Here is a 25,761-nt window from a genome sequence, read left to right as displayed (position 1 = left end):
TTTTTTTATACCTACTTATGCTCTCGAGGTCTTGAGTGAGTCGGAGGTGAGCAAGGGGCCTCCGCTTTTGTGGGTGGCACATTAGTGTAAATTCTCTAGCGTACGTGCGGTGATTCTTGGGTATACCATAATTGTAGGCAACTGAATCGGAGTATTGGAAAAAGGAGCGAATATGATATGAAGACATTTTCTAGTTTACAACGTAATGAGATCTATAATGAGATGGAGAAAGAAACCCTTGATGTTTTAGTAATTGGTGGTGGGATTACAGGTGCGGGGATTGCGCTTGATTCTGCTACGAGAGGGTTAACAACAGGTGTTCTAGAAATGCAAGACTTTGCTGCTGGTACATCGAGTCGTTCAACGAAACTCGTTCACGGTGGTCTACGTTATTTAAAACAATTCCAAGTGGCTATGGTAGCAGAGGTAGGGAAAGAGCGTGACATCGTTTATCAAAACGGGCCTCACGTTACGACACCTGAGTGGATGCTACTGCCATTCCATAAAGGCGGAAACTTCGGACCTCTTTCTACAAATGTAGGTCTACGTGTCTATGATTACTTAGCCGGCGTTAAGAAGAGTGAGCGCCGCAAAATGCTTTCAACTAAAGAAACGCTAAAGCGAGAACCGCTTGTAAAACGTAATGGTCTTAAAGGCGGTGGGTACTACGTTGAGTACCGTACAGATGATGCGCGTCTAACGCTTGAAGTTATGAAAAAAGCTGTTCAAAAAGGAGCCCATGCTCTTAACTATGCAAAAGTGGTAGATTTCCTTTATGAAGAAGGAAAAGTAACGGGTGTTGAAGTGGAAGACCAACTAAGTGGTGAACGTCGTCACTTATATGCAAAGAAAATTATTAATGCTGGTGGCCCGTGGGTAGATACGCTTCGTGAGAAAGACGGCTCTAAGAAAGGGAAAACGCTGCAACTGACTAAAGGGGTGCACCTTGTATTTGATCAACAAACATTCCCTCTTCAACAGGCAATCTATTTTGATACACCAGACGATCGTATGGTCTTTGCAATCCCTCGTGATGGTAAAACATATGTGGGAACAACTGACACGGTATATGAAGGTGAAATATCTCACCCTAAAATGACAGTTGATGATCGGGATTATATATTAAGTGCAATTGATTACATGTTCCCAACTCTATCGATTACAGCAAACGATGTCGAATCAAGCTGGGCAGGTTTACGTCCATTAATTCACGAAGAAGGAAAAGACCCTTCTGAAATCTCTCGTAAGGATGAAATCTTTGAATCTGAGTCTGGGTTGATTTCGATCGCTGGTGGTAAGCTGACTGGTTACCGTAAGATGGCAGAGAATGTGATTGACCTTGTAACGGATCACTTCAAAGAAGAAAACGGTAAAAACTATCCGAAAAGCCAAACAAAAGAACTGCCGGTCTCAGGTGGTGAAGTCGGAGGAGCAAAAGGCTTCCAGAAATTCAAGGAACGTAAGACAGGTGAAGGCATCGCTTACGGTTTAACGGAAGAACAAGCACGTGGGCTTGTACAGCTGTATGGTGCTAACGTTGGTAAAGTCTTCGAGTTCTATCAAAATAATAAAGATGAAGCTGAACGTGAAGGTTTAGATCCGCTTGTATTCGCGATGCTTAAGTATGGAATAGAGTATGAACTAACGGCTAAACCAGTCGATTTCTTTATTCGTCGTACGGGTGCATTATTCTTCGATATCCATTGGGTTCATAAGCACAAAGAATCCGTTATTGCTTATATGGCAAGAAGATTCAATTGGACCGACGAGCAGATCGACATTTACATTTATGAACTTATTGAACTATTAGAAGAAGCTGTTACACCAGTTCCTGCTCAATAAAGTGAAACCTTTACCCTCTTCTATTCGTAAGTATAAGTAGAATAGTTGAAATGGGTGAGAGTATGCAAAATATGCAAGAACTATTGCGAACTGATGCGAAACGCCAGGTGAGACTGGGGGGTATCTTTCTGGGGATTACACTCCTCGTGTTTCTATCTCCTTTTCTTTTTTCATTTAACACCTTGAATTTCTTTGTTATTGCCTTGCCATTTTTCTTTATTGGGATTGCGATGATGAGGAATGCTGCAAGGGATTTTCGTTTTTCGAAGCTAGCTGAACAGCAGCCTGAAATGGTAAGCCTGTCATGTACTGAAGGATGGCCAATGAAAATGTACCTGAGTACAGAAGTGACCTTTGAACATACAGGAAGTCTGTATGATTTGCACGGGGATTTCTATTCTTATTTACAAGAGGAAGGACCTTGGTATTGGAAGGTCGCTTCAGGTCTGGCTGCAGTCCTTGGTGCTCATCCTTTTGCTCCTAGATGGTTTGCTTATTATGATACAAAGGATCAAATGAAGTATAAGGTTGAGAAAAAAGGCGGCATAAAGGCACGCTATTATGTCAAAACACCTAATGAAGCCCTAGCTTATTATATGGAAGCTGTATGGAGAAAAGGTGGAGGGTTAACGTTCTACATGTATGAACAAAACCGTCTCCTTTGGCAAGCAACTACTGACAAATTTATGGACTCCATTACAGTGTTAGATCCCGAGCAATTAAGTGTAGTCGAAATGAAAAAAGATGCAATCCCACTCGAAGCCGCCGATCGGTTTGGATCCAAATCAGGATTTCTCTTACAACGCTATGATCAAGATCCCATGCCCGAATCGTTGCAGCTGTTCTTGTATATGATTAATCACCGACGAAGCATGTAAAAACAAAAAGCCTATGAGCACTGTCTTAACGATAGTGCTCATAGGCTTTTTTGTCTGGTAGTGGTTGCTTTTCTTCATTTGCCATTAAGAGAATGCTTCCGTTTGATTAGATTTAGAGTGAGGTGGTTCGGGACTGCCTCGCTTGGGTGTTTCTAATACCTAATTAACTCTACATGTGGCTTGTTTCCGTATCTCTCAACATGGAAAAGGTGGGCCTGGAAACTGCGAGACTCCCGTGGGCAGAAGAGCCAGTCTAGCTCCAGCGTGGAGGACCTAGCGTGATAAGTCATCTTTTTTCCAAAGGCTATTCGCCTTTTCCAAAAAGCTGTCTTATCCGTACGGTCCTAGGCACCACGCCTCCGCTTTCTAATCTAGGTGAGACCCCGGAGGCCGGCTTGCCGGTTGAGGAGGCTCACCAGCTCCCCACAGGAAAGCGAGTGGTTGCCAGGCCCACCTTACGCTCAATTAAAGTTAACGGAAACATTCTCTCAGCTCCGATTCTTCAACAACATTTCCTGATTTTTGAACAAACAAAGTGATTCAAAAAAGAACATAAATTTTATAATGAATTTTCTCCCAATCTATGATACTCTATTTTTAAATGTTAACCAATAACGGAACAATGTTAACGAAAAGGGAGGCAATAAAAGTGGTAAAGAAGAAATGGACAGCTTTAGACATCACAATGGGGAGCTTATTTGTGGCCATGATGGCGGTGGGGGCTAACATAACAAGTATTGCTCCATTTATGGTAATCGGTGGGGTGCCGATTACGCTCCAAACATTCTTCGCGATCCTGGCGGGGCTTGTGCTTGGTAGTCGGCTAGGAGCCTTTTCAATGCTTGTATACATGTTGCTTGGATTAGCAGGGACGCCTATATTTGCACAATTTAAAGGTGGGGCAGGAATGCTAATGGGCCCTACGTTTGGCTTTATTATATCTTATATCGCCGTTGCGTTTATAGTAGGTAAAATGGTTGAGATGAAGCGTACGCTACCAATGTATATAGCTGCTGCCCTGACAGGGATGGCCATTAACTATATCTTCGGTACAAATTGGATGTATGCAGCGTATGTTCTATGGTTTGATGCACCAGAAGGATTTACTTACACAATGGCATGGGGGTGGATGATGGTTCCGTTGCCAAAAGATGTGATACTAAGTGTTGTAGCTGGTTTCCTAGGAATGCGTCTTGAGAGAAGTGTACTAGCGAACAGCCAGTTCAGGCGGGAAAGACGTAAATCAGTAGCTTAATCATAGGTTAAGAATCTTCCATCTAACATCAAGAGGCGAACCCAATAGGGTTTCGCCTTTTTTTATTGCTTATAATCCTGTTTCTCCCGTTTCCTGCTCAATATAAGCTTTGCTCTCTACACATTTGGGGAAGATAGAACATATGAGAGAAAATTTGATTCGTTGACGTTCTTTCTTTATCGTGTTATCGTATTAGCACGCTAAAGGATTTTGATTATTTTACTCAAATCAACGGAAATAGAGAGGGGTACATTGTTTTGGCAAATCGTCTTATGTTCGAAAAACCACTAGGAATGCGCGATACGCTTCCTTTTTTCTATCAACAAAAACGCAAGGCTCGTGAAGCAGTTTCAAATAAAATAGAATCGTGGGGATATCAATTTCTAGACACCCCAATGATGGAATACTTAGAAACGGTTGGAGAGGCTAGTGCGATTGAAGAAACACAGTTGTTTAAACTGTTGGATCAACAAGGGCATACGTTGGTACTACGCCCAGATCTTACATCGCCGATTGCTCGTGTAGCTGCGTCGCAATTAAAGGAACAGGGTTATCCGCTCCGCTTAAGCTATGATGGCCCTGTATTTCGTGCTCAACAAATCGAAGGAGGAAAACCTGCTCAATTTGAACAAGTTGGTGTTGAATATATCGGTGAGAACTCGATTTACGCCGATGCAGAGGTTATTGCTTTACAGATTGAAACACTAAAAGCTGCCGGGCTCGATGAGTTTCAGTTAACGGTAGGACATATTGGGTACGTTAAAGGCCTCTTAAAAGAAGTCTTTGGGGATGAAGAAGAAACGCAAGAAGAGTTTCTGCGATATTTATATAGAAAGAATTATGTTGGTTTCCGAAAAGCATTGGAACAAGTAGCACTGTCTGATGAGAACAAGGGCCGGATGAAGCAATTGCTTTCTCTTAGAGGACAGAAAGATGTGTTAGCTACTGCTGAAGAGATTACCACGAATGGCGCTTGTCACCGTGCGACGAAAGAACTGAAACAGCTACAAAACCTCCTAGAATCATACGGCGTGAGTGAGTACGTTTCATTTGATCTCAACCTCATTAGCCATATGAGTTATTATACAGGGATTTTGTTTGAAGGGTATGCTCCTCACTTAGGCTCGCTTCTCTGTAATGGAGGGCGTTATGATCAGTTGCTTCCTTCTTTCCAATCCATAGCTTCCGCTACAGGATTTGCGATTCGAGTCGACCGTTTAGTCGAAGCCATGGAACAACATGCTGAGCAAGTAGGGCCCGTTCTTGTCATGTACGAGCCGCATACATTTGATCAAGGTTTACAGGTTGCACAAGAACTTCGCGCCGAAGGAGAGCAGGTCATTTTGCAAAACAAAGCGTATTACGAAGAAGGGCAAAACAGTTACAAACAAGTGATTGACGTGACGGAAGGGGGCGCTTCTGTTGAATAATTGGTTAACCATTGCGATGCCTAAGGGCCGAATTTTTGAGGAGGCGGCTGAACTTCTTCAGAAAGTTGGCTATGATTTTACAGATGTAGAGGATTCCAGAAAGTTAATCTTAGATTTTCCTGAATATAAGGTGCGTCTTATGATGGCAAAGCCTATGGATGTGGTAACCTATGTTGAATATGGAGCTGCTGACTGTGGTATTGCTGGGAAAGATGTATTGTTAGAACAAGACCGCGATGTCTATGAGGTGCTTGATTTACAGATCAGCGGCTGTTATTTGGCGGTGGCTGGTTTACCAGACAAACCTCTTAGCAAGATTGCGCCGAAAATTGCAACGAAATATCCTCGTGTTGCCTCGGAATATTTCCGTGAGCAGGGTGAGCAAATTGAGATTATCCCACTAAATGGATCGATTGAACTTGCTCCTCTTATTGGATTAACGGATCGCATTGTCGATATCGTATCTTCTGGCCAAACGCTACGTGAAAATGGTCTTGTAGAGTATGAAAAGATTGCAGATATTACGTCTCGTTTTATCGTGAACCCAGTTAGTTATCGGATAAAAAATGAACAACTTGACCCGCTCATTGAAGCCTTAAGTGAGTACGTCTAAGGAGGGCGAATCCATGAAGATCATCACACCTAAAGAAATTGATGCATTTAAAAGAACGGTAGATGGGGGGACAGAAGCTCAGAGATCTACTGTTCAATCCATCATTTCAGATGTTAAAGAGAGGCAGGATGAAGCCGTGCTCTCTTATACGAAACAACTGGACGGGGCTGACTTGGAAAGGTTAGCTGTGACGGAAGAAGAATTTGCTGAAGCAAGAAGGCAGCTTGATCCGCAGGACGTAGCTGTGCTCGAAGAAGCGTGCGCAAATATTCGTTCCTTCCACCAGAAACAAGTTCGCAACTCCTGGTTTGATACGGACCATGATGGAACCATGCTAGGACAGAAGATGACACCACTTGATGCGGTCGGGGTTTATGTTCCAGGAGGTACAGCAGCTTATCCGTCATCCGTATTTATGAATGTAATGCCAGCCATTGTAGCCGGTGTGGAACGGATCGTCATGGTATCACCTCCATCTGAAGAAGGGACATTACCAGCGGGTGTACTTGTTGCAGCAGAGATTGCAGGGGTTAAGGAGATCTATAAAGCAGGAGGCGCACAAGCAGTTGCGGCGCTTGCGTATGGAACAGAGTCGATTCTGCCTGTTGATAAAATTGTAGGTCCAGGAAATGTCTACGTAGCCCTTGCCAAACGAGAAGTTTTTGGGGATGTAGACATTGATATGATTGCTGGTCCGAGTGAAATTGTCGTGTTAGCTGATGAAACAGCATATCCAAGAGAAATTGCGGCAGATTTATTATCACAAGCAGAGCATGATGCCAGGTCATCAAGCGTTTTAGTTACACCATCACAAGAACTTGCCGAAAAAGTCGCAAGGGAAGTGCAACAACAACTTGAGGATCTCCCGCGTAAACGAATAGCTGAAGAGAGTGTTAACGACTACGGAGGAATTGTAGTGTGCGATAACTTGTCACAAGCGATCGACGTAGTGAATGAATTAGCGCCGGAACACTTAGAAGTTCAGACGGAAGAGCCGTTTATGTTATTAGGGAAAATCAAGCATGCAGGGGCTATCTTCTTAGGAAGGTATAGTTCAGAACCTATTGGAGACTATTTTGCTGGCCCGAATCACGTATTGCCAACAAGCGGGACGGCCCGCTTTAGTAGCCCGTTAAATGTAGACGACTTTGTGAAAAAATCAAGTGTGATTTATTACAGTAAGGCGTCTTATGATAAAAATGCTGATAAAATTGCTCGCTTTGCAAGATTAGAAGGGTTAGAAGCCCACGCTCGTGCAGTGGAAATGAGAAAGGGGTCAGGTGAAGAATGACAGAAGAACGAGTAAGTCGAGTTGAAAGAGAAACAGGAGAAACGAATATATCGCTAGCTTTCGCCGTAGATGGGACGGGGAAAGGGACGGTCGATACACAGGTCCCTTTTCTGACTCATATGCTTGAGCTATTTAAGAAGCACGGCTTCTTTGACCTAACCGTTGAAGGAAAAGGTGATGTGGAGGTGGATGATCATCACCTGACTGAAGACATCGGTATTTGCTTGGGGCGAGCGCTCCGGGAAGCTTTATTGGATAAGGCGGGTATTAAACGGTATGGATCCTTTTCCCTTCCTATGGATGAAACGCTTGTAACGGTTGCCGTAGACCTGAGTGACCGTCCACACCTCGAATGGAAAGCGAATTTGCCGGCTGCTAAAGTGGGCACATTCGATACAGAGAATGTTCATGAGTTCTTCTGGAAGCTTGCTCTCGAAGCTCGTATGAATTTACATATCGTTGTCCATCACGGGACAAACACGCATCATATTATTGAAGCGATGTTTAAAGCGACAGCCCGTGCACTTGATGAAGCTACGCAAATCGATCCCCGTATTCAGGGCATTATGTCGACGAAGGGGAGTCTGTAAATGATTGGTATTATTGATTACGGGATGGGGAATCTATTTAGCGTTTCCAAAGCGCTAGAACGTTTAGACGTTCCGTATGTTCTAACAAGCGATCCGGAGCAACTCGCTCAATGTGAGGGTCTTATTCTTCCTGGAGTAGGAGCTTTTCCTGACGCAATGAAATCTTTATATGAAACAGGTATGAAGGATTTTGTCTTGTCTAAAGCAGGTGAAGGGATGCCGCTACTTGGTATTTGTTTAGGGATGCAACTTTTGTTTGATGAAAGTGACGAAGGGGGCATGACAGAAGGATTAGGTTTGTTACCAGGGAGTGTAGTGCGATTTAAAGGAAGCGATTCAGAAGGGAATCGTTTTAAGGTTCCTCATATGGGCTGGAATCACCTTGATCAGCACCAATCTAATTCCCCTATTCTTCAAAATATAGAAGATGGTTATGTTTATTTTGTTCATTCTTATTATGTACAAGCCAAGCAACGTGAGGACATCATCGCAAGTGCTCAGTATGAAACAGAAGTGCCGGCAGTCGTAGGTAGAGCGAATGTGTTTGGGGCACAGTTTCACCCGGAGAAAAGTGGGGACACTGGCATGACGATTTTACGAAACTTTTGTGACCTGGTCAGTAAGGGAGGAGTCGAACTATGAGTCAATTTACAATATATCCAGCAATCGATATGAAAAATGGGAAATGCGTGCGTCTTGAACAAGGAGATTTCGATAAAGAAACGATCTATGGTGATTCACCATTTGATGTAGCGAAAGGCTTTCTAGATCAAGGGGCTGAATGGATCCATATGGTGGACTTAGATGGCGCGAAAGAAGGGAAGCGGATCAATGCGGAGCACATCCTTCGTGTTGTTGATGAGTTGTCTGTAAACGTTCAAATGGGAGGCGGCATCAGAAACAAAGAAGATGCAGCGTACTATTTAGACCGTGGAGTAGATCGCGTTATCATTGGCAGTTTGGCGATTTCGAACCCAGAATTGACGAAAGAACTAGTAGCAGAGTATGGCAGCAAGATTGCAATTGGATTAGATGCGCGTGATGGATACGTGGCGACTGATGGTTGGTTAACGAAATCAGACCGTACAGCGATTGAAGTGGGGCAATACTTTGCTGAAGCGGGTGTTGAGACGTTTATTTATACGGATATTTCAAAGGACGGTATGATGAGCGGGCCAAGCACAGATCAGATTGTCGAACTAGCAAAACAAACAGGAAAAGAAGTTATTGCCTCTGGTGGTGTTCGTAATATTGAAGACCTTATAGACTTAAAGAAATATAGTGATCAAAATGTAGGTGGTGCCATTGTCGGAAAAGCGATCTACACAAAAGAACTTCCTCTTAGAAAAGCGCTAACTGAGGTGAATCAATAATGCTCACTAAACGTATTATCCCTTGTTTAGATGTGAAGGATGGACGGGTTGTAAAAGGGATTCAATTTGTGCAAATCCGCGATGCAGGTGATCCAGTCGAGTTAGCTACGGTTTATGATGAACAGGGGGCAGATGAGCTTGTATTTTTAGATATCTCAGCTTCTCATGAAGGGCGTAAGACCATGATTGAAGTCGTTCGTGAAGTTGCGGGTACACTGGCGATCCCATTTACAGTCGGGGGAGGCATCGGTTCTCTTGAGGACATGCGAGCAATTTTACGAGCAGGAGCTGATAAAGTATCTTTAAATTCAGCAGCCGTACGCAAGCCTGAATTGATTACTGAAGGATCGGACTTTTTTGGGGCGCAGTGTATTGTGGTGGCAATCGATGCGCGTTTCGATGATTCAATCGGTTCTTGGCGTGTGTATACCCACGGAGGTCGTAATGCTACAGAATGGGAAGTGTGCGACTGGGCTAAGCATGTTGTAGAAAGAGGAGCAGGTGAAATCCTGTTAACTAGTATGGATCAAGATGGTGAGAAAACAGGCTTTGATCTTGATCTTCTAAAGGCCGTTCAACGAGTTGTCGATGTTCCCGTGATTGCTTCAGGAGGAGCTGGCAATGCTCAGCATTTCATAGATGTTTTCAAGGAAGCGGACGCAGATGCCGCACTCGCAGCTTCAATCTTCCACTATAAAGAAACGTCCGTACAGAGTGTGAAAGGTGAACTAAAAGAAAACGGGGTGCATGTGAGATGAATGTAGACACAATACAATTTGATGAAAAAGGACTTGTTCCAGCGATTATACAAGATGCACGTAGTAAAGAAGTTCTGACTCTGGCTTACATGAATGAAGAAGCAGTTAAAAAGTCAGTGGAATCAGGAGAGACGCACCTTTATAGCCGTTCTCGTCAAGAGTTATGGCATAAAGGGGCGACGTCTGGGAATACTCAATTCATCGAAACGATGAAGTATGACTGTGATCAAGATGCTGTATTACTGCAAGTGATTCCTCAAGGACCTGCTTGTCATAAAGGGGACTATTCTTGCTTCTCTGAAACGGTATATGGGAAAGATACAGAATCCAAAAACCATAGATATCAAATTCTGGACGATTTACAAAGCACGTTGGCTGAACGTTTAGCTACTCTACCAGAAGGTTCTTATGCATCTCAGTTATTCCAAGAAGGCGTGGATCGGATTCTTAAGAAAGTAGGCGAAGAAGCAGGCGAAGTTATTATTGCAGCGAAAAATAATGACGCTGAGGAGTTAACCTGGGAAACGGCAGACTTACTATTCCATACGCTTATGCTCCTGACTGAAAGAGGCGTTCCATTCGATGATGTGCTTGGAGCTTTAGAAGGCAGACGTAGCAAAAAGTAAGGCGTATGGATAAAAACGGAATCACTCCTATAATCCCCTTTACAAATGTGGTATACTGCTAAAGGAATGTTACGGTTCGAAGATAGGAGGACCTACATGCATACTTCAAACAATAATACTGGAGGAGCTGTTGTTGATAATATAATTCCGTTCACACCTGAAGGGGAATTTTACTTCAACAAAGGTGTTCGTGCTTTCAGAAAGCGTGAATTTGAAAAAGCTTCAAAATGGTTACGAAGAGCGGTTGAATTGTCACCAAAGCAACCGGTTTATCAGTGCCAGCTTTCTGTTGTGCATACAGAGACAGGTGATTACCATACAGCGAACCAGATTTTAATGAATGTATTAGCAGATTTTGGCCATGAATATGTCGATTGTTATTATCTTATTTCGAATAACTATGCTCACTTAGGGTTATTTCAGGACGCTAAGAAGTACGCTAAAGAGTACTTGAATAAAGCGCCTGAAGGTGATTTTAAAGAAGAAGCAGAGCAATTAGTCTCTGTGCTGGATATAGAAGAAGAAGAGGATGAGGACGACGATTGGGCATTTGAAGAAGAAGATGAATTAATGATGCACCAAGAGTCGGCTTTTTATTATATGGAACGACAACAATGGAAGGAAGCGCTACCCATTTTAGAGGAAATGATTCGTCTCTTTCCTAATTTTGTTTCGGCTAAGCATGATTATGCCGTATGTCTCTTTTTCGCGGGTGAAGAGCAAGAAGCAATAGAGCTAGAGGAACAGTGGCATGAGCAAGAACCACTATCTCTTCATTCGATGTGTAATCTGGCTGTGTTCTATTTCCATCAAGGAAAGGCTCAACAAAGTCAGGGGCACATACAAAAACTTCGAAATGTGTATCCTATAGGAGAGCAACAAAAACTTCGTGTAGCTGCTACTTTAACCCAAGTTGGGGAGTACGAAGCAGCGTATGATCGTTTTTGCCGGTTGGAAAAAGGTAAGCTAAAAGGGCACTTATCTTATTATAAATGGTTTAGCATAGCTGCTTACCATACCGGAGAGCCTTCTAAAGCGTTAAGCTTATGGGAAGAAGGATGCACCAGACACCCAAATCTAGCAGAACAAGGCGGACCGTGGCAACAAGGATAAAATACCCTCATGAGCATATCAATAGACGCAATTAGACAGATTTTATACCATGAGATTACAGCAAAAGAGAATGGAAAAGGGGTTGAGCGAAGTGAGCGAAGAAATGATCTACGATGTAATCATCGCAGGTGCTGGCCCAGCAGGTATGACGGCAGCTGTTTACACTTCTCGTGCAAACTTAAATACACTTATGATTGAACGCGGAATTCCAGGCGGACAAATGGCGAATACCGAAGAAGTTGAAAACTACCCTGGGTATGAGCACATTTTAGGTCCGGATCTTTCAAATAAAATGTTTGATCACGCTAAGAAATTCGGTGCGGAATATGCATACGGAGATATTAAAGAGATTATTGATGGTAAAGAATATAAAACCGTTAGAGCTGGAAACAAAGAATATAAAGCTCGTTCCATTATTATCGGAACAGGAGCGCAATATAAAGCATTAGGTGTACCTGGTGAATCTGAACTTGGTGGCCGTGGTGTATCATACTGTGCCGTATGTGACGGTGCATTCTTCAAGAACAAAGAACTAGTTGTTGTTGGTGGTGGTGACTCTGCTGTTGAAGAAGGAGTTTATTTAACTCGTTTTGCAAGCAAAGTAACCATTGTTCACCGTCGTGATTCCCTGCGTGCACAGCAAATTCTACAACAACGTGCCTATGACAATGAAAAAATCGATTTTATTTGGGATACTGAGGTAACGAAAATTAACGATGAAAATGGTAAAGTAGGAAGCGTTTCTCTTGTAAATAACAAGACGGGCGAAGAATACGACAAACCAATTGATGGTGTGTTTATCTATATCGGTATGATACCTCTAAGTAAACCATTTGAATCCATTGGCATTACGAACGAAAACGGCTATATCGAAACAAATGAAAAAATGGAAACGAAAGTGCCAGGAATCTTCGCAGCCGGAGATATTCGTGAAAAGGAACTTCGTCAAATCGTTACCGCTACAGGTGATGGTAGTATTGCAGCTCAATCAGCTCAACACTACATCGAGAACTTGTTAGAGGAAATCGGCGAAGCATAAGCGTTCCATGCAAGGTTCAGCCGCAATTGTAAAGATGCCTGTTACTAAACGTAACGAAACGTAATAGCATTTTAATTGTGCTGTAACACGCATGAAACAATTATGGGGTATAATATAATTAACTAATTGACCCCCTTTTAATAAATATATTTGGCACAGGCAAATTCGCCTGTGCCCCTTTTTTTGTCTAAATGGAGGAAGGGCGTCTGCTTTTTTGGTGTCTAGCTCCGGGGGCTAGGGGCTAGCGAGATAAGCAAACTACCTGCAGTGGCTATCGCCACTTCCGGCATTTTGCTTATCCGTACGCCCCTGGGCGAGCCCCCTGCGCTTTTCGATATGTCTAGCTCCGGCTCCTAGCCCCTAGCGTCATAAGCAATCTAACTACAGTGGCCTTCTGCCACTTCCGTTAGCTTGCTTATGCGTACGGGGCTGAACAGTCGCCTGCGCTTTTCAATACGCTTTTCTAACAATAAAAACCATAGTATAATAATAAGGAGAATGCCTCTCGCATTTTTAAAATGAGGTGAATAGTATGCAGCGAGTTACAAATACAGTTTTGCGTAAGAACGATGAAGTGTTAATGCTTCAGAAGCCACGCCGGGGTTGGTATGTGGTTCCTGGTGGGAAAATGGAGCCGGGCGAGCATATTAAGGAAACGGCAGCACGTGAATACAAAGAAGAAACAGGGTTAACGCTTAAAGATCCGCAACTTCGTAGTGTATTTACCTTCATTATGAAAGACGGAGAAGAGGTAGCTCATGAATGGATGATGTTTACTTTCTACAGTGAAGATTATTCAGGGACGTTAAAGGCAGAAAGTCCTGAAGGAGAACTGGAATGGGTTCCTGTTGCAGAAGTTCTTCAAAAACCTATGGCAGAAGGTGATCAGCATTACCTTCGACATATATTAAACCATAACTCAATATTATATGGCACCTTTACGTATACACTTGATTTTAAGTTATTAGACGTTACGCTTGATCCAATGAATCCATAAAAAGGGAGAGATGGAAACATGGTAGATCAAACACAAGAAACCCAACTCGTAATCATCACAGGAATGTCTGGTGCCGGAAAAACAGTCGCAGTTCAAAGCTTTGAAGATTTGGGCTTCTTCTGTGTGGATAATTTGCCACCTGCGCTACTTCCAAAGTTCTTAGAATTAATGAAGGATCCTAAGAATAATATACAAAAAGTCGCCCTTGTTATGGATTTACGAGGTAGAGAGTTCTTCGATACGCTTTTCGAAGCGCTAGATCGATTGTCAAAAGAAGACGGCTTAAATGAACACATTCTTTTCCTTGATGCTGAAAACCAATCACTTGTTTCACGTTATAAGGAAACGCGTCGCTCCCATCCTTTGGCTCCAGAGGGACTACCAATGGAAGGCATTCAGCAAGAACGTCTTATGCTTGATGAACTTCGTGGTCGTGCGCAACAAATTATTGATACCACTACATTGAAGCCTCGTGAACTTCGAGAGCGCATTTTGGAATCTTACGCTGAGAAAACACAACAAGTGTTCTCTGTGCAAGTTGTTTCTTTTGGTTTTAAATACGGATTGCCCATTGATGCGGACCTTGTATTTGATGTTCGCTTCTTACCGAATCCACACTATGTGGAACAGATGCGACCATTAACAGGGTTAGATGATGAAGTATCAAAATACGTATTCAAGTGGACAGAAACCAATCAATTTTTAGAGAAGTTGTTCGACTTGTTAGGGTATATGTTGCCGCAATATAAGCGGGAAGGAAAGAGTCAGCTGGTGATTGCGATTGGTTGTACTGGAGGGCAACACCGATCTGTAGCCATCGCAGAGCACATTGCAAACCACTTCTCCCACGATTACGTGGCTCATGTCACCCATCGAGATGTCGATAAAAGAAAGGGAAAATAGACGATGCCTAAAAAACCTTTACCTCGAGTAGTTGTACTTGGAGGAGGGACAGGGATGCCGGTATTATTACGAGGCTTAAAGTCTTTCCCTATAGACCTGTCAGCGATAGTTACTGTTGCTGATGATGGGGGAAGCTCTGGACGTTTGCGTGAGGAATTGTCGATGCCGGCCCCAGGTGACATCCGTAATGTTATTGCCGCATTATCTGATGCAGAGCCGATGCTGTTGGATCTTTTCCAGCATCGGTTTCGGAACGGCAACGGGTTATCTGGACATTCCATGGGAAATTTACTTTTAGCTGCGATGAATTCCATCACTGGTGATTTCTTTCACGGCATTAAAGAGATTTCTCGTGTCTTAAATGTAAAAGGAAATATTTTTCCTATTGCAAACCAAAATATGTTCCTTCATGCTGAAATGATGGATGGATCTGTTGTTTCAGGCGAATCCAAGATTCCTGCATCAGGAAAGAAAATTAAACGAGTCTTTCTAAGCCCTGAGCCCGTTCAACCTCTTCCTGAAGCTGTAAAAGCGGTTAAGGAAGCAGACCTAGTTGTCATTGCTCCAGGGAGTTTATATACAAGTACCTTACCCAATATGATTGTTTCTCAAATCGGAGATGCTTTACGTGAGACGCAAGGTGAAGTTGTCTATGTATGCAACGTGATGACTCAACATGGAGAAACAACTGATTACACTGCATCTGATCACGTCCAAGCCATTCAAGATCATATTGGAGAAGGATGCCTTCATTCGATTGTCGTCCATAATCAAATTATTGATGATGAGGTTCGAAAAATGTATGCAGTTGAGCATGCATCACCTGTTATTAATGACCAAGATCGGTTACGAGAAATGGGCATTAACGTTATAGAAGGCGATATTATTGATCCAAATCAAGCGTCACTACGTCACGATACAACAAAAGTCGCCAAGTTGTTATATTCTATGCTTGATTAAGCATGTACTTTAATAATCACTAGGTGAAGAGGAGGTGAGAGGGTTGTCATTTGCTTCTGAAACCAAAAAAGAATTGACCGGCATTGAAGTGGAACCATGTTGCATGGAAGCAGAATTAGCAGCATTAATCCGTATGAATGGCTCCATCTCGTTTTCCAATCGGAACTACATTCTAGATGTTCAAACGGAAAATGCAGCAATTGCCCGTCGGATTTATACGTTAGTCAAAAATCTATACCAACTACCAGTAGAGCTATTGGTTCGTAAGAAGATGCGTTTAAAGAAAAACAACGTTTATATTGTTCGGATGAAAGAAAAGGTTCGTGATTTATTGCAGGATTTAGAGATCTTAGAAGAGCCTTTTACTCTAATTCGGACGATCTCAAAAAAGTATCAGCAAAAATCATGCTGTATGCGTGCTTATTTACGAGGAGCCTTCTTAGCAGGAGGATCTGTAAACAATCCAGAAACGTCTTCTTATCACATGGAGATTTTCACTTTTTACGAAGATCACAATGAATCCCTGTGTGAACTTATGAATCAGTTTGATCTTCATGCCAGAGCAATTGAGAGAAGAAAAGGGTATATCTGCTATTTAAAAGAAGCCGAGAAGATTACAGAATTCCTTAATATCATTGGTGGTCACCAGGCCCTATTAAAATTTGAAGATGTCCGCATTATGCGTGATATGCGAAATTCCGTAAATCGACTTGTAAACTGTGAAACGGCTAATCTGAATAAAACAATTGGAGCTGCCTTCCGTCAGGTTGAGAATATTAAACTTATTCAAAGTACAGTTGGATTGGAAGCATTGCCAGATAAATTACAAGAACTAGCCGTTCTTCGTGTGCAGCATCAAGATGTTACTCTGAAAGAACTTGGCGAGCTTATGTCGCCTACTATTAGTAAATCAGGCGTAAATCATCGACTACGCAAAATAGACGAATTTGCAGATAAGCTTCGCAAGGGGGAACTTGCGCTTAAATAATAGATATCCATTCCTTTTTTATGAGGTTCATGATATAATAATCTTAAAATTTCGACGCTTCTTATCGGGAGCGTTTTTTTACAATTTTGTGATAGCGCTTTCGAAAACGATGGTAATACAATTTAAATAGATGACACAGAGAGGGGAATGGGATTGATCGAGCGGTCTGTAACAGTAGAATTAAGTACCGGATTACAAGCAAGGCCAGCTGCCTTGTTTGTTCAGGAAGCCAATCGTTTTTCGTCCGATATCTTTTTAGAGAAAGAAGGAAAACGGGTGAATGCTAAGAGCATCATGGGACTCATGAGTGTTGCCGTTGGACCAGGAGAAACAATTACACTTCAAGCAGAAGGAACAGATCAAGACAGCGCTATTGATAAGCTAGTTGAGTTTGTGACTAGCCAGTAGGGGATACTTATTTTTTGTCCTAATTGTGAAGAAATGAACAACAAAGCTCGAGAATCGATATGGAATCGATTCTCGAGCTTTTTATGTGGTTAGGGGTATGTTGATTTGGGATCGCTTTGGAAAAGGGATTAAAGTTCCGTCTTGAGGCTGAGTAAAGTCTCCCCTTAGGTAGGAGGAGGAATATGGATATTATTTATATAATAGGTAGTAGATAAGGAAAGAGGAGGATTATATGGAAACGATTATTGAAGTAAATGGTATTCGAAAAGGATATAAAAAACGAAAGTCTAAAGAAGAATTTATTGCTGTGGATGGTATTTCATTCTCAGTCCGTAAAGGGGAAATTGTAGGATTACTTGGGCCTAACGGAGCGGGTAAAACGACGACAATTAAAAGTATTTGTGGACTACTTGTACCTGACCAAGGTTCGATTAAAATTAACGGGTATGACAGTGTGAATGAACGCAACAAAGCTTTACGTCATATTAGTGCGGTATTAGAAGGAAACAGAAATGTGTATTGGCGTTTAACTGTAGAGGAGAATCTCGAGTATTTTTCAGGTAATCGTGGAATGAAGAAAAGAGAGTCCAAAGAGCGAATTGATCAACTCCTAGAACTTTTTCGCTTAGAAGACAAACGTAGTGAGATTGTGAATAATCTCTCACGTGGTATGCAGCAAAAGTTGGCGATGGCTGTTGCATTAATGGCAAATACAGACGTGATTCTACTCGATGAGCCAACTCTTGGCTTGGATGTAGAAACGAGTTATGAAGTTCGTTCCTTATTAAAGCATATTGCAGAGCACGAAGGAAAAACAATTATCATTAGTACTCATGATATGGCCGTTGTGCAAGACCTTTGTAAACGAACGGTAATAATAAACAGCGGAAAGGTTATTGCCGATGAGGATGTCCAGCACCTCTTAAAGCTCTTTGAAACAAGTGCCTATGAAATTCAATTAAAAGAAACGCTCACCGAAGAACAACTCAACAAACTCCAACATCAGTTCCCGATTTATAACCTCGATGACCTCACCTTAGAAGTTAATCTAGAACATGAAGAAGCCATCTATCAAATCATGAATATACTTAGTCTTAATCAAACGGGTATTGAAACAATTAATCGAACTCAAGTAAATTTTGAGCAAGTATTTAGAAGACTTGTAAAAGAGGAGGCTGTATCATGAGTACCTTCCTACAAGTTTTACGAGTGAATACAAAGAAAGAATTTATAGAAATGAAGCGTTACTTACCCAATACATTAAGCTTATTAGCCACATTCTATATTATTTTTCTAGCCCTATTCTTTGGGATTCAAGTAGTAGGTGATCCGGCTGAAGCTTCTTCAAATACTCAATATATTATTGTGAACTATGTATTTTGGTACTTTGCGATGATGACGCTTCAATCTACTGGTGGCGCCATCACAATGGAAGCGATGCGAGGAACGTTAGAACAGTTGTATATGTCACCCGTTTCAGCATGGCGTATTCTTTTGGCGCGTGTGTTTGGTATGGTAGCCATCCACCTAAGCATTATGGTTGTACTTATTTTTGCTTCAATGGTAACGACAGGAGAATGGTTGCATTTAAATATAGGAGCGATTATACCGATTCTCTTACTGACCATTATTAGTATGATTGGCGTTAGCTTTATTATTGCTGGTATATCCGTCATCTTTAAACAAATCGATGCGTTCTTGCAAATCTTGCAATTTATTCTAATGGCATTTGCATTTGTCCCACTCTCCGTCGCCCCTTACCTCGTTTTTGCTCCATTTGTAAAGGGAGTGGATATGATGCGTCACGTTATGATTCATGGCTATACCCTTGTGGACTTTACGTGGGTAGATTACTCCTGGTTAGTTGGGAATGGGGTGTTTTACGCCATTGTTGGCGTCATCGTTTATCGAAGTTGTGAACGCTTGGCGATGAATAAAGGGTTGTTGGGTCATTATTAAATTATGAAGTGACGTTTCCGTGCTTTAATGGAGCGAAAGGTGGGCCTGGAAATCACTCGCTTTCCGCGGGCGAGCTGTCGAGCTTCCTCGTTCGCTACGCTCTCTGTGGGATCTCGTCTAGCTCTCTCTCCCGCAGGAGTCTCGCAATTTCCAGGCCCACCTTTTCCGAATTGGGGGAGACGGAAACGTGCCATGTATAGCATGCAAGGGGGGGGATCACTTACACTACTATAGCAGTCCGTACCACCATTCAATATCAGGGTAGGCTTGGGGACTGCGAGACTCCCGCGGGGAAAGGAGCCTAGGGGAGACCCCGGAAAGCGCGTAGCGATTGAGGAGGCTTCCCAGCTCCCCGCAGGAAAGCGAGTGGTCCCCAAGCCTGCCCTAGCCTCCATGCGGTAACGGACACCTCCTTACCTAAATGACTCTTGCTTGAATTAGGAAAGAAAAGGAGAGTTTTTATCTGGTGTTGAGAGGGAAATTGAGTGAGTGAAGTCAAAGAGGTGATTGGATGAATAAGCGGAACCTGGTTATTATTACGCTTGCGGCGGTGTCGATGACATTCTTTTATATGATCGTAGAGCTCAGTTTTATGGCGGATGTTTCAAAAGGGTTGATCTTTGCGATATTCTTAGTCTTTGCCGTTTTCTTTGCCCTCTATATTATATTTGCCCTTCCTATTCTTATCTATTTGCAAAGAAAGGTGGGCGATCGGGATTATAGCATGAAATACTTTGTTGCCTTTTTAGGGGGATCTTTCTTTGTTCATCTCTTGATAAACCCTGTATTGAATGAGTATCAATCGCCATTTTTTACTCCTCTGTGGTACGTTTATGTCGTGAGTACAGCGCTGTTTATTTGGCTGTGGGATTCTGCGAAAGTTAAAGTTTATGCATAAAAAAACCGCTCTGATTAGAATCAGAGCGGTTTTTCGTAATGGTTGAATTAACCTTGACTACGTTCGAAAACGTTGTCGATCAGGCCGTATTCTTTTGCTTCTTGAGCTGTCATGAAGTTGTCACGGTCGGTGTCGCGTTCAATTACAGATAGGTCTTGACCTGTACGCTCAGAAAGGATTTGGTTTAGTTTCTCACGCATTTTGATAATGCGTTTTGCGTGAATTTCAATGTCAGATGCTTGACCTTGAGTTCCGCCAAGTGGTTGGTGAATCATAACTTCACTGTTTGGAAGAGCAGAACGTTTGCCTGGCTCACCAGCAGCTAGAAGGAAAGCACCCATAGATGCTGCCATACCTGTACAGATTGTTGCTACATTTGGCTTAATGAACTGCATCGTGTCATAAATCGCCATACCAGCTGTAATGGAACCACCTGGAGAGTTGATGTATAGAGAGATATCCTTCTCTGGATCTTCTGCTTGAAGGAATAGCATCTGTGCTACGATTGAGTTTGCTACGTTATCATCAATAGCGCTTCCAAGCATAATAATGCGGTCTTTCAGAAGGCGTGAATAGATGTCATACGCACGTTCACCGCGGTTCGTTTGTTCAATAACTGTAGGGATTAAATTCATGAAATTCTCCTCCTTTAAATCGTGTTCTAACACTAAGTAAGTACCGAATTAATTTTATCATACACGCAAGGTCAAAAAAGGTCAAACGAAAGGATTGATGTTTTCTTACGAACTATGTAAAAGACCTTTCTTACCTTATATGTATATGATGATCCGGCTGCACATACAAACATTTTTTCCCCATTTCAAGAAAGCTAAACGTTTTGAAAATGTTATTTTCTAAGTGCTCTAATTTGCCAGATCGCCTGATGAATATTCTTCGACAAATCCCTCTCCCTTACCTCCCACACGTTCCATCCATTTCGAATTAAAAATTTAGACCTTTTCTTTAAGCGTCGCTTCTTTACAGGGTGTAGGAGATCTTCTGGTTTGTAAAAAAGAATAGCTACTTTGACATCTAACAAAGCGAGGTCAATTTTCACCCTTCCGACTTTTACATGTGTATACGGAAGAAAGCCATAACACCTAAGAGAATAATAGGTCTTACGAAGCCCGGGTGAGTGAGAAGGAGGTTCATAAGAATCTTGTTGTAAGCTAGGGATTGGATAACGAAACAACCCAAGTCCACCTATAATTATAAACGAAAAAATTAAGCATACCCAAACGCCAATAGCTACAGACATAGAGCATCACCTCGAAGCTAGCATTTCCAAAAGCACGGGTGCTCATACTCAGTGAAATGGGTCTTGAATTTTAAAAAAAGGAACCGTATAATGGAAGTTGTTCTTATTATAACTAGCATGCGCTCGTAGCTCAGCAGGATAGAGCGGTAGGTTCCGGTCCTACGTCTGTCGGGGGTTCGAATCCTCTCGAGCGCGCTTGAAGCAAATAAACGTTGATATGACGGGAGATAGACGCTAATTACTTTGCGATTTTCGTAGCGTTAGTTGCACGAAAAGGCGCTGAATAATGAAAAGCTCCCCTATCATTCTCATATCAGTTCGGGTGCGTCAATCCCGACCGTTTACGTAGCCTCTCGATTTCTTAACGATATTAGTTAAGATTTCAGGAGGTTTTTTTATGCGCAAAATTAGGCGTACAGGCGTTGTGAAGCGTAGAGAATCAGGAGTGAAATATGAGGTTCAACGAGTTCATTTATCGTACGAAAAGGCTACTGAACGCATTACAAAGGTTTGCGAATCGGAAAGTTACCGTTATAGAACTTGAAAAAATCGCCTTAACGCTTACTAATCGAATATTCACCGTCACGGGGGCAAGTCTCGAATGTTTAACAAAGTCGTAATGTAACGTCTAAAATCGCCTTTACGTAATGCTAACGCTCTTTACAGTAGACTATCATCGAAAGGATTAAATGCATTGGAGATTGAAGGCGTTGATTTCGATAACAAGGTGAAAGTTAGAGACAACTTAAGAAAACGATAAATTCATTTAGTTGAAAGTACATCAATTAAAAAGGCTAGTGTGCTTATACGGTGCTAAAAAAACTCATCTGTCATTAAATGACGACAAGGGTGAACTCAAGGTGGAAAACTAATGAAATGAGAAACACGCAAGCAACAAACGGTATTCAGCAACGAAGAATTAGCTGATTTAAAAGCTCGAACAAGAGAGGGCTACATTTGGAAACGTAACTCCGATATATAACAACCAAGGTGAAACGAGTGAAAAGTTTTAATATGAAAGGGCACCCAATATTAAGGGTGCCTTTGTTTAAAGTCAAGAATCATTTTGCACAAATTGTGATATTGCATTCGCACCTTCGAAAATAACCCTTTCATCTCCATAAACAAATCTGTTGCTAGTTCTGGGTCCGAGACTTAGTTGCTTATTTATATCGTCTATAAATGCTTTCTTTTCGTCATCGTCAGTTTTAAAGTCACATATAACTAGTTTTAAATCCCTATCTTGTGTTCTTGATAGTTTTAATCTTTCAGAAATTGCTTTATTTATGTGATCATCTCTAAAACTGTAACCTATGATGTATAATTCATCGCATAGGTGATTGTTGTCTACCATCACTTTTGTAAACTCATTATAATAAAAATGGAAAGGGTTATCCTGTACTTTGACACTTTTACCTCCACCTGTGATTATAGAAGGAACAATATTCATAGCGAAAATATTATCATATACGTTATTATCTCTAAGCGCTTCAGTGGTAATTTTGAATGTTTTAGCAGTTTTAATATCTTTGAAACTAGATAAAGAGCCGTGTAAATGATGTAATCTTATTCTCGAATCCCCTATCATTCTAGATACAGAAGGGCTAAAGAAATATCTTTGATTACCGTTAATTACCTCCCATGGTCTATTCTCAGGTCTATGAAAATCTATAAAACCTCCAGGTCCTCTTATGTCTAACAAGATTGTCTCGAGTAACAAATCAAAATTAAGTGTAAATAAGTCAACTTCATTTGTGTCACCTATTATCTCTTCAAGCCAATCCACAAAATGTTGTAGCTTATCATGTATTTGTGGTTTCCTCACCTGATTATCTATCAAATCAAGTATTGATGCAGTGTACTCATAGATTATACTTTGAACTGCTTCTATGTGTTTTTCTAGTTCTATCTTCTCCAAGTCATACGCTTGCATAAATTTCAAACCATTATCTTCATCATTTAAAAAGTCGTAATAATTCTTTAATGAATCGTATGTTTGCTCAATAGAAGAAATTGCTTTCTCAAAGTCTCTTTGGTCATATGTACCCTCCTGCAATCTTTCCATATGGTGTTCAATAAAATCTTTATGTTCATCTGGTAGTCTTTCAAAAAACCTTCTAGTTATATTCTCTAGTGCAAAGCTAGCATTCAAACCAACTGACAATCCGTTTCCAGTTAAAACAACCTTTTGCATCTTTACCACTCCTAAACTTGTTTACTAACTACTTCTATAGCAGTTTCAATAACCCTTTATTTACCATTTGGTTATTTCTTTGAATAGAATATTCCTGTAAAAAGGAAATAAATGAAGGCTTATAGAAGTATTGACATAAATCAATATGTTTTTAAGAAAGAGGTGAATTAGTTGGGAATCATTAGCTTTTTGAGAAAGAAGTTAAAGGAACCCGAGAAACAATCGGCACCCCAAGAGGGACTTTCGAAAACTATGAAACCTTCGTCGACAACAGGAAATTCTCCACGTTCTAATCCGGCGCCTAAAAATGTTCCTGAATACGATATCGATTCGGTATACAAGAAGAAACTAAACAGCGGATTACTTCCTGGTGAAATCATTTTAATCGATTGGATTTCGGGAAAAACGTCAGAAGCACAATTTCCTCGTTATTTTGAAACAACTTACGGCATTAATGCGAAACATTCGTTAGGTAAATTGATTGATGAGGGTTATGTCGCAGAAGGAACACTGATTGAATCGCTCAACTCGTTTAAAATACCTCAACTAAAAGAGGCTTTAAAAACGAAAGAATTAAAGGTGAGCGGAAAGAAAGCGGATCTCATCTCGAGAATCAAGGATCATTTTACGGAGGGAGAAATCGAGTCATTTGTCGATTACAACGTATATAAGGTGACGACAAAAGGGGAAGAAGTGTTAAACCAGTATTATTACATCGTTCCGGCGCACAGGAAAGACACTAAGGACGGAATCTATAACGTTGCTAATGCTATAAGACACGTAAAAAAGTTTGACTACAACAAATCAAACGCTGATATCTCTTGGGGGTTATTTCAAGAGGCCTCTCTAGAGTATGCTAAAAAACAAAAATACGGGTTAATGAGAAATGTGAACCTTCATAAGGCAAGGCAATTGAAACGTGAAGAAAGGTTTAATAATGCGTTATTTCAATACCTACGAGTATTTATCTCAGAGACAAGTGGAATGTGGAACGGTAATAGAGTTTCGTTACCTAAGCATATGCTGTTAGAAAGCTTTCAAACGGAACAAATACGAGTGTTAATGGAAACGTTGGAAATGGACGAAAAAGACCTGCGGGAATTATTCGAATACACTTGGGACAGAACCCGAGGAGAGTTACCGTACCATTACTTAACATTCGAAGAGTGTTCTCGTTGTCTATTGCTTTCGATGGAAGAAAACGAAAAAGAAATCGAAGTGTTATTTTATGACGCATACAAACGTTTAAATGAAAAGTATGACGATGATTCATTTTACGAGGAGTTTGGGGTGCATATTCCGTATGACCACCAGGAGATATTAGGTCTAAACATGTAAGCTTTAATAACGGGGGTAGTCCGTTTACTCCGCCGCAAAGAAATTCTCTCAACTGGAAAATTGTCGATTGCAATATAACATTAAAATACGATATCATATCTCGTTGAAACACTTCCGTTCTTTAAACGCGAGCAATTTGTGTCTCATGTTTTTCGTTCCGGAAGGTTGACCGTTAAGAAATCGAGCAATGCCGCGGCTTGAGGGTGTTTGGATTCCTGCTGATTCCGGTCCTACACCTGTCGGGGGGCTCTCGAGCGCGCTTATATAAAACGCCTTACCCTTACTGGGTAAGGCGTTTTTACTTGAATCTAGAATGCGCCTATCTTGTAGGATCTCCCCTAGGCTCTTTTTCCCGCGGGGTTCACGCAGTTCCCCTGCAAGCCCTGACATTAAGCGGGGGGAACGGATTACATAAAATGCGCACAAGCTTGATCTTCTTCCATATATGGCAGGTTTCCGTTACTTCTGATTTGGTAAAGGTGGGCCGGGAAACTGCGAGACTCCTGCGGGAGAAAGAGGTCGACGAGACCCCGCAGGGTGGTTTCCCCGAGGAGGCTCGACAGCTCGCCCGCGGAAAGCGAGTAGTTTCCCGGCCCACCTTACGCTAATCTAAAGCTAACGGAAACCTTCTCTCGCACTAGATTATTCAAGGGTAATGTCTGATTCTTGCTCGTCTTGCAACAGTTCCTATACTCGTTGTGAGGTTTAGTTTATTCCTTTTAAAGGAAATAGACTACTGTAACCCCAATCTAGCAACACAGGAAGGTGGAAAAGATTATGTTCAATCGATTTGATCAAGGACGTCACTTAACACCTGAGCAGAAGGAAGATATGTTAGATCGTAAACGTAAGAAGATTATCGCTGAAGATGAAGCGAAACATAATTTAGAAGAAGATCCTGATAAAAAGGAAGAAGATAAGTAGTTTATACTACGTAGAGTCTTAAAGTTGTTAAGCAATTTTAAGGCTCATTTTTTGTGTGCTGTCATTTTATAATGGTTTCTTATGGTAGGTATTCTTCGTGACTTCCTTCTATTATTAAAAGTTTGT

General features: G+C 41.6%; 27 protein-coding genes and 1 tRNA gene. 25 read left to right on the top strand and 3 right to left on the bottom strand.

Annotated features, from left to right (window positions below; translation table 11 throughout):
* The first annotated feature begins 177 nt into the window (after window positions 1-177).
* From IMZ31_RS16055 to IMZ31_RS15955, 21 genes are all read left to right on the top strand, one after another.
* A complete protein-coding gene (locus tag IMZ31_RS16055; protein ID WP_207528279.1) occupies window positions 178-1,842 on the top strand; it encodes a glycerol-3-phosphate dehydrogenase/oxidase in 1,665 nt (554 codons plus the stop codon).
* A gap of 71 nt (window positions 1,843-1,913) precedes the next feature.
* Complete coding sequence (locus IMZ31_RS16050; protein WP_207528278.1) at window positions 1,914-2,720, top strand: hypothetical protein; 807 nt, start codon at window positions 1,914-1,916, stop codon at window positions 2,718-2,720.
* Window positions 2,721-3,342: 622 nt separating this feature from the next.
* The gene (locus IMZ31_RS16045; RefSeq protein WP_207530433.1) at window positions 3,343-3,975 is read left to right on the top strand and encodes a biotin transporter BioY; all 633 of its coding nucleotides are present in this window, start codon (window positions 3,343-3,345) and stop codon (window positions 3,973-3,975) included.
* A gap of 257 nt (window positions 3,976-4,232) precedes the next feature.
* On the top strand, window positions 4,233-5,405 hold the full coding sequence (locus tag IMZ31_RS16040) for an ATP phosphoribosyltransferase regulatory subunit (protein WP_207528277.1): 1,173 nt from the start codon (window positions 4,233-4,235) through the stop codon (window positions 5,403-5,405).
* The gene (hisG, locus tag IMZ31_RS16035; RefSeq protein ID WP_207528276.1) at window positions 5,398-6,018 is read left to right on the top strand and encodes an ATP phosphoribosyltransferase; all 621 of its coding nucleotides are present in this window, start codon (window positions 5,398-5,400) and stop codon (window positions 6,016-6,018) included. The genes IMZ31_RS16040 and hisG overlap by 8 nt, the downstream gene beginning before the upstream one ends.
* A gap of 13 nt (window positions 6,019-6,031) precedes the next feature.
* Entirely contained in the window at window positions 6,032-7,309 is a 1,278-nt protein-coding gene (gene hisD, locus IMZ31_RS16030) for a histidinol dehydrogenase (protein ID WP_207528275.1), read from the top strand.
* Window positions 7,306-7,899 carry an imidazoleglycerol-phosphate dehydratase HisB gene (gene hisB / locus IMZ31_RS16025; protein ID WP_207528274.1) on the top strand — a complete coding sequence of 198 codons (594 nt, stop codon included), beginning with the start codon at window positions 7,306-7,308 and terminating at the stop codon, window positions 7,897-7,899. The genes hisD and hisB overlap by 4 nt, the downstream gene beginning before the upstream one ends.
* Entirely contained in the window at window positions 7,900-8,541 is a 642-nt protein-coding gene (hisH, locus tag IMZ31_RS16020; protein ID WP_207528273.1) for an imidazole glycerol phosphate synthase subunit HisH, read from the top strand.
* Complete coding sequence (hisA, locus tag IMZ31_RS16015; protein ID WP_207528272.1) at window positions 8,538-9,272, top strand: 1-(5-phosphoribosyl)-5-[(5-phosphoribosylamino)methylideneamino]imidazole-4-carboxamide isomerase; 735 nt, start codon at window positions 8,538-8,540, stop codon at window positions 9,270-9,272. Before hisH ends, hisA begins: the two co-directional genes overlap by 4 nt.
* Window positions 9,272-10,030: an imidazole glycerol phosphate synthase subunit HisF gene (hisF, locus tag IMZ31_RS16010; protein WP_207528271.1), complete on the top strand. Its 759-nt coding sequence runs from the start codon at window positions 9,272-9,274 to the stop codon at window positions 10,028-10,030. Before hisA ends, hisF begins: the two co-directional genes overlap by 1 nt.
* Window positions 10,027-10,656, top strand: a complete 630-nt coding sequence (gene hisIE / locus IMZ31_RS16005; RefSeq protein WP_207528270.1) for a bifunctional phosphoribosyl-AMP cyclohydrolase/phosphoribosyl-ATP diphosphatase HisIE — start codon at window positions 10,027-10,029, stop codon at window positions 10,654-10,656. Before hisF ends, hisIE begins: the two co-directional genes overlap by 4 nt.
* Before the next feature lie 96 nt (window positions 10,657-10,752).
* Complete coding sequence (locus tag IMZ31_RS16000) at window positions 10,753-11,769, top strand: tetratricopeptide repeat protein (RefSeq protein ID WP_207528269.1); 1,017 nt, start codon at window positions 10,753-10,755, stop codon at window positions 11,767-11,769.
* A gap of 91 nt (window positions 11,770-11,860) precedes the next feature.
* Window positions 11,861-12,808, top strand: a complete 948-nt coding sequence (gene trxB, locus IMZ31_RS15995; RefSeq protein ID WP_207528268.1) for a thioredoxin-disulfide reductase — start codon at window positions 11,861-11,863, stop codon at window positions 12,806-12,808.
* A 532-nt stretch (window positions 12,809-13,340) separates the two neighbouring features.
* On the top strand, window positions 13,341-13,805 hold the full coding sequence (locus IMZ31_RS15990) for an 8-oxo-dGTP diphosphatase (protein WP_207528267.1): 465 nt from the start codon (window positions 13,341-13,343) through the stop codon (window positions 13,803-13,805).
* Between the two features lie 18 nt (window positions 13,806-13,823).
* On the top strand, window positions 13,824-14,708 hold the full coding sequence (rapZ, locus tag IMZ31_RS15985; RefSeq protein WP_207528266.1) for an RNase adapter RapZ: 885 nt from the start codon (window positions 13,824-13,826) through the stop codon (window positions 14,706-14,708).
* A 3-nt stretch (window positions 14,709-14,711) separates the two neighbouring features.
* Entirely contained in the window at window positions 14,712-15,668 is a 957-nt protein-coding gene (gene yvcK / locus IMZ31_RS15980) for a gluconeogenesis factor YvcK family protein (RefSeq protein WP_207528265.1), read from the top strand.
* A 43-nt stretch (window positions 15,669-15,711) separates the two neighbouring features.
* Window positions 15,712-16,656: a DNA-binding protein WhiA gene (gene whiA, locus IMZ31_RS15975; protein WP_207528264.1), complete on the top strand. Its 945-nt coding sequence runs from the start codon at window positions 15,712-15,714 to the stop codon at window positions 16,654-16,656.
* Window positions 16,657-16,809: 153 nt separating this feature from the next.
* Entirely contained in the window at window positions 16,810-17,064 is a 255-nt protein-coding gene (locus tag IMZ31_RS15970; RefSeq protein ID WP_036782278.1) for an HPr family phosphocarrier protein, read from the top strand.
* A gap of 232 nt (window positions 17,065-17,296) precedes the next feature.
* Window positions 17,297-18,250 carry an ABC transporter ATP-binding protein gene (locus IMZ31_RS15965; RefSeq protein WP_207528263.1) on the top strand — a complete coding sequence of 318 codons (954 nt, stop codon included), beginning with the start codon at window positions 17,297-17,299 and terminating at the stop codon, window positions 18,248-18,250.
* Window positions 18,247-19,023, top strand: coding sequence for an ABC transporter permease (locus IMZ31_RS15960; RefSeq protein ID WP_207528262.1), 777 nt, complete (start codon window positions 18,247-18,249; stop codon window positions 19,021-19,023). Before IMZ31_RS15965 ends, IMZ31_RS15960 begins: the two co-directional genes overlap by 4 nt.
* 511 nt (window positions 19,024-19,534) lie before the next feature.
* The gene (locus IMZ31_RS15955; protein WP_207528261.1) at window positions 19,535-19,921 is read left to right on the top strand and encodes a UPF0715 family protein; all 387 of its coding nucleotides are present in this window, start codon (window positions 19,535-19,537) and stop codon (window positions 19,919-19,921) included.
* Between the two features lie 47 nt (window positions 19,922-19,968).
* Here the strand turns inward: IMZ31_RS15955 and clpP are convergent, their stop codons facing one another.
* Both clpP and IMZ31_RS15945 read right to left on the bottom strand, forming a co-directional pair.
* A complete protein-coding gene (gene clpP / locus IMZ31_RS15950) occupies window positions 19,969-20,556 on the bottom strand; it encodes an ATP-dependent Clp endopeptidase proteolytic subunit ClpP (protein WP_036782288.1) in 588 nt (195 codons plus the stop codon).
* A gap of 212 nt (window positions 20,557-20,768) precedes the next feature.
* Complete coding sequence (locus tag IMZ31_RS15945) at window positions 20,769-21,179, bottom strand: hypothetical protein (protein WP_207528260.1); 411 nt, start codon at window positions 21,177-21,179, stop codon at window positions 20,769-20,771.
* Window positions 21,180-21,298: 119 nt separating this feature from the next.
* Between IMZ31_RS15945 and IMZ31_RS15940 the strand changes: the two genes are divergently transcribed.
* Both IMZ31_RS15940 and IMZ31_RS15935 read left to right on the top strand, forming a co-directional pair.
* Window positions 21,299-21,374: transfer RNA gene (locus IMZ31_RS15940), tRNA-Arg, on the top strand.
* Window positions 21,375-21,576: 202 nt separating this feature from the next.
* Window positions 21,577-21,723 carry a hypothetical protein gene (locus IMZ31_RS15935; RefSeq protein WP_207528259.1) on the top strand — a complete coding sequence of 49 codons (147 nt, stop codon included), beginning with the start codon at window positions 21,577-21,579 and terminating at the stop codon, window positions 21,721-21,723.
* A 510-nt stretch (window positions 21,724-22,233) separates the two neighbouring features.
* On the opposite strand, the gene IMZ31_RS15930 is transcribed toward IMZ31_RS15935, so the two are convergent.
* Window positions 22,234-23,373: an SIR2 family protein gene (locus IMZ31_RS15930; RefSeq protein ID WP_207528258.1), complete on the bottom strand. Its 1,140-nt coding sequence runs from the start codon at window positions 23,371-23,373 to the stop codon at window positions 22,234-22,236.
* 252 nt (window positions 23,374-23,625) lie between these two features.
* Here IMZ31_RS15930 and IMZ31_RS15925 point away from each other — a divergent pair, with 252 nt between their 5' ends.
* Entirely contained in the window at window positions 23,626-24,711 is a 1,086-nt protein-coding gene (locus IMZ31_RS15925) for an SAP domain-containing protein (protein WP_207528257.1), read from the top strand.
* A gap of 777 nt (window positions 24,712-25,488) precedes the next feature.
* Window positions 25,489-25,635 (top strand): hypothetical protein, encoded by a 147-nt coding sequence (locus IMZ31_RS15920; protein WP_207528256.1) that lies wholly within the window; start codon window positions 25,489-25,491, stop codon window positions 25,633-25,635.
* Window positions 25,636-25,761 lie beyond the last annotated feature (126 nt).

The sequence above is a fragment of the Pontibacillus sp. ALD_SL1 genome (assembly GCF_017355605.1).
The sequence above is the reverse complement of the archived record's forward strand: the minus strand, read 5'-3'. Positions and strand labels throughout refer to the sequence as shown.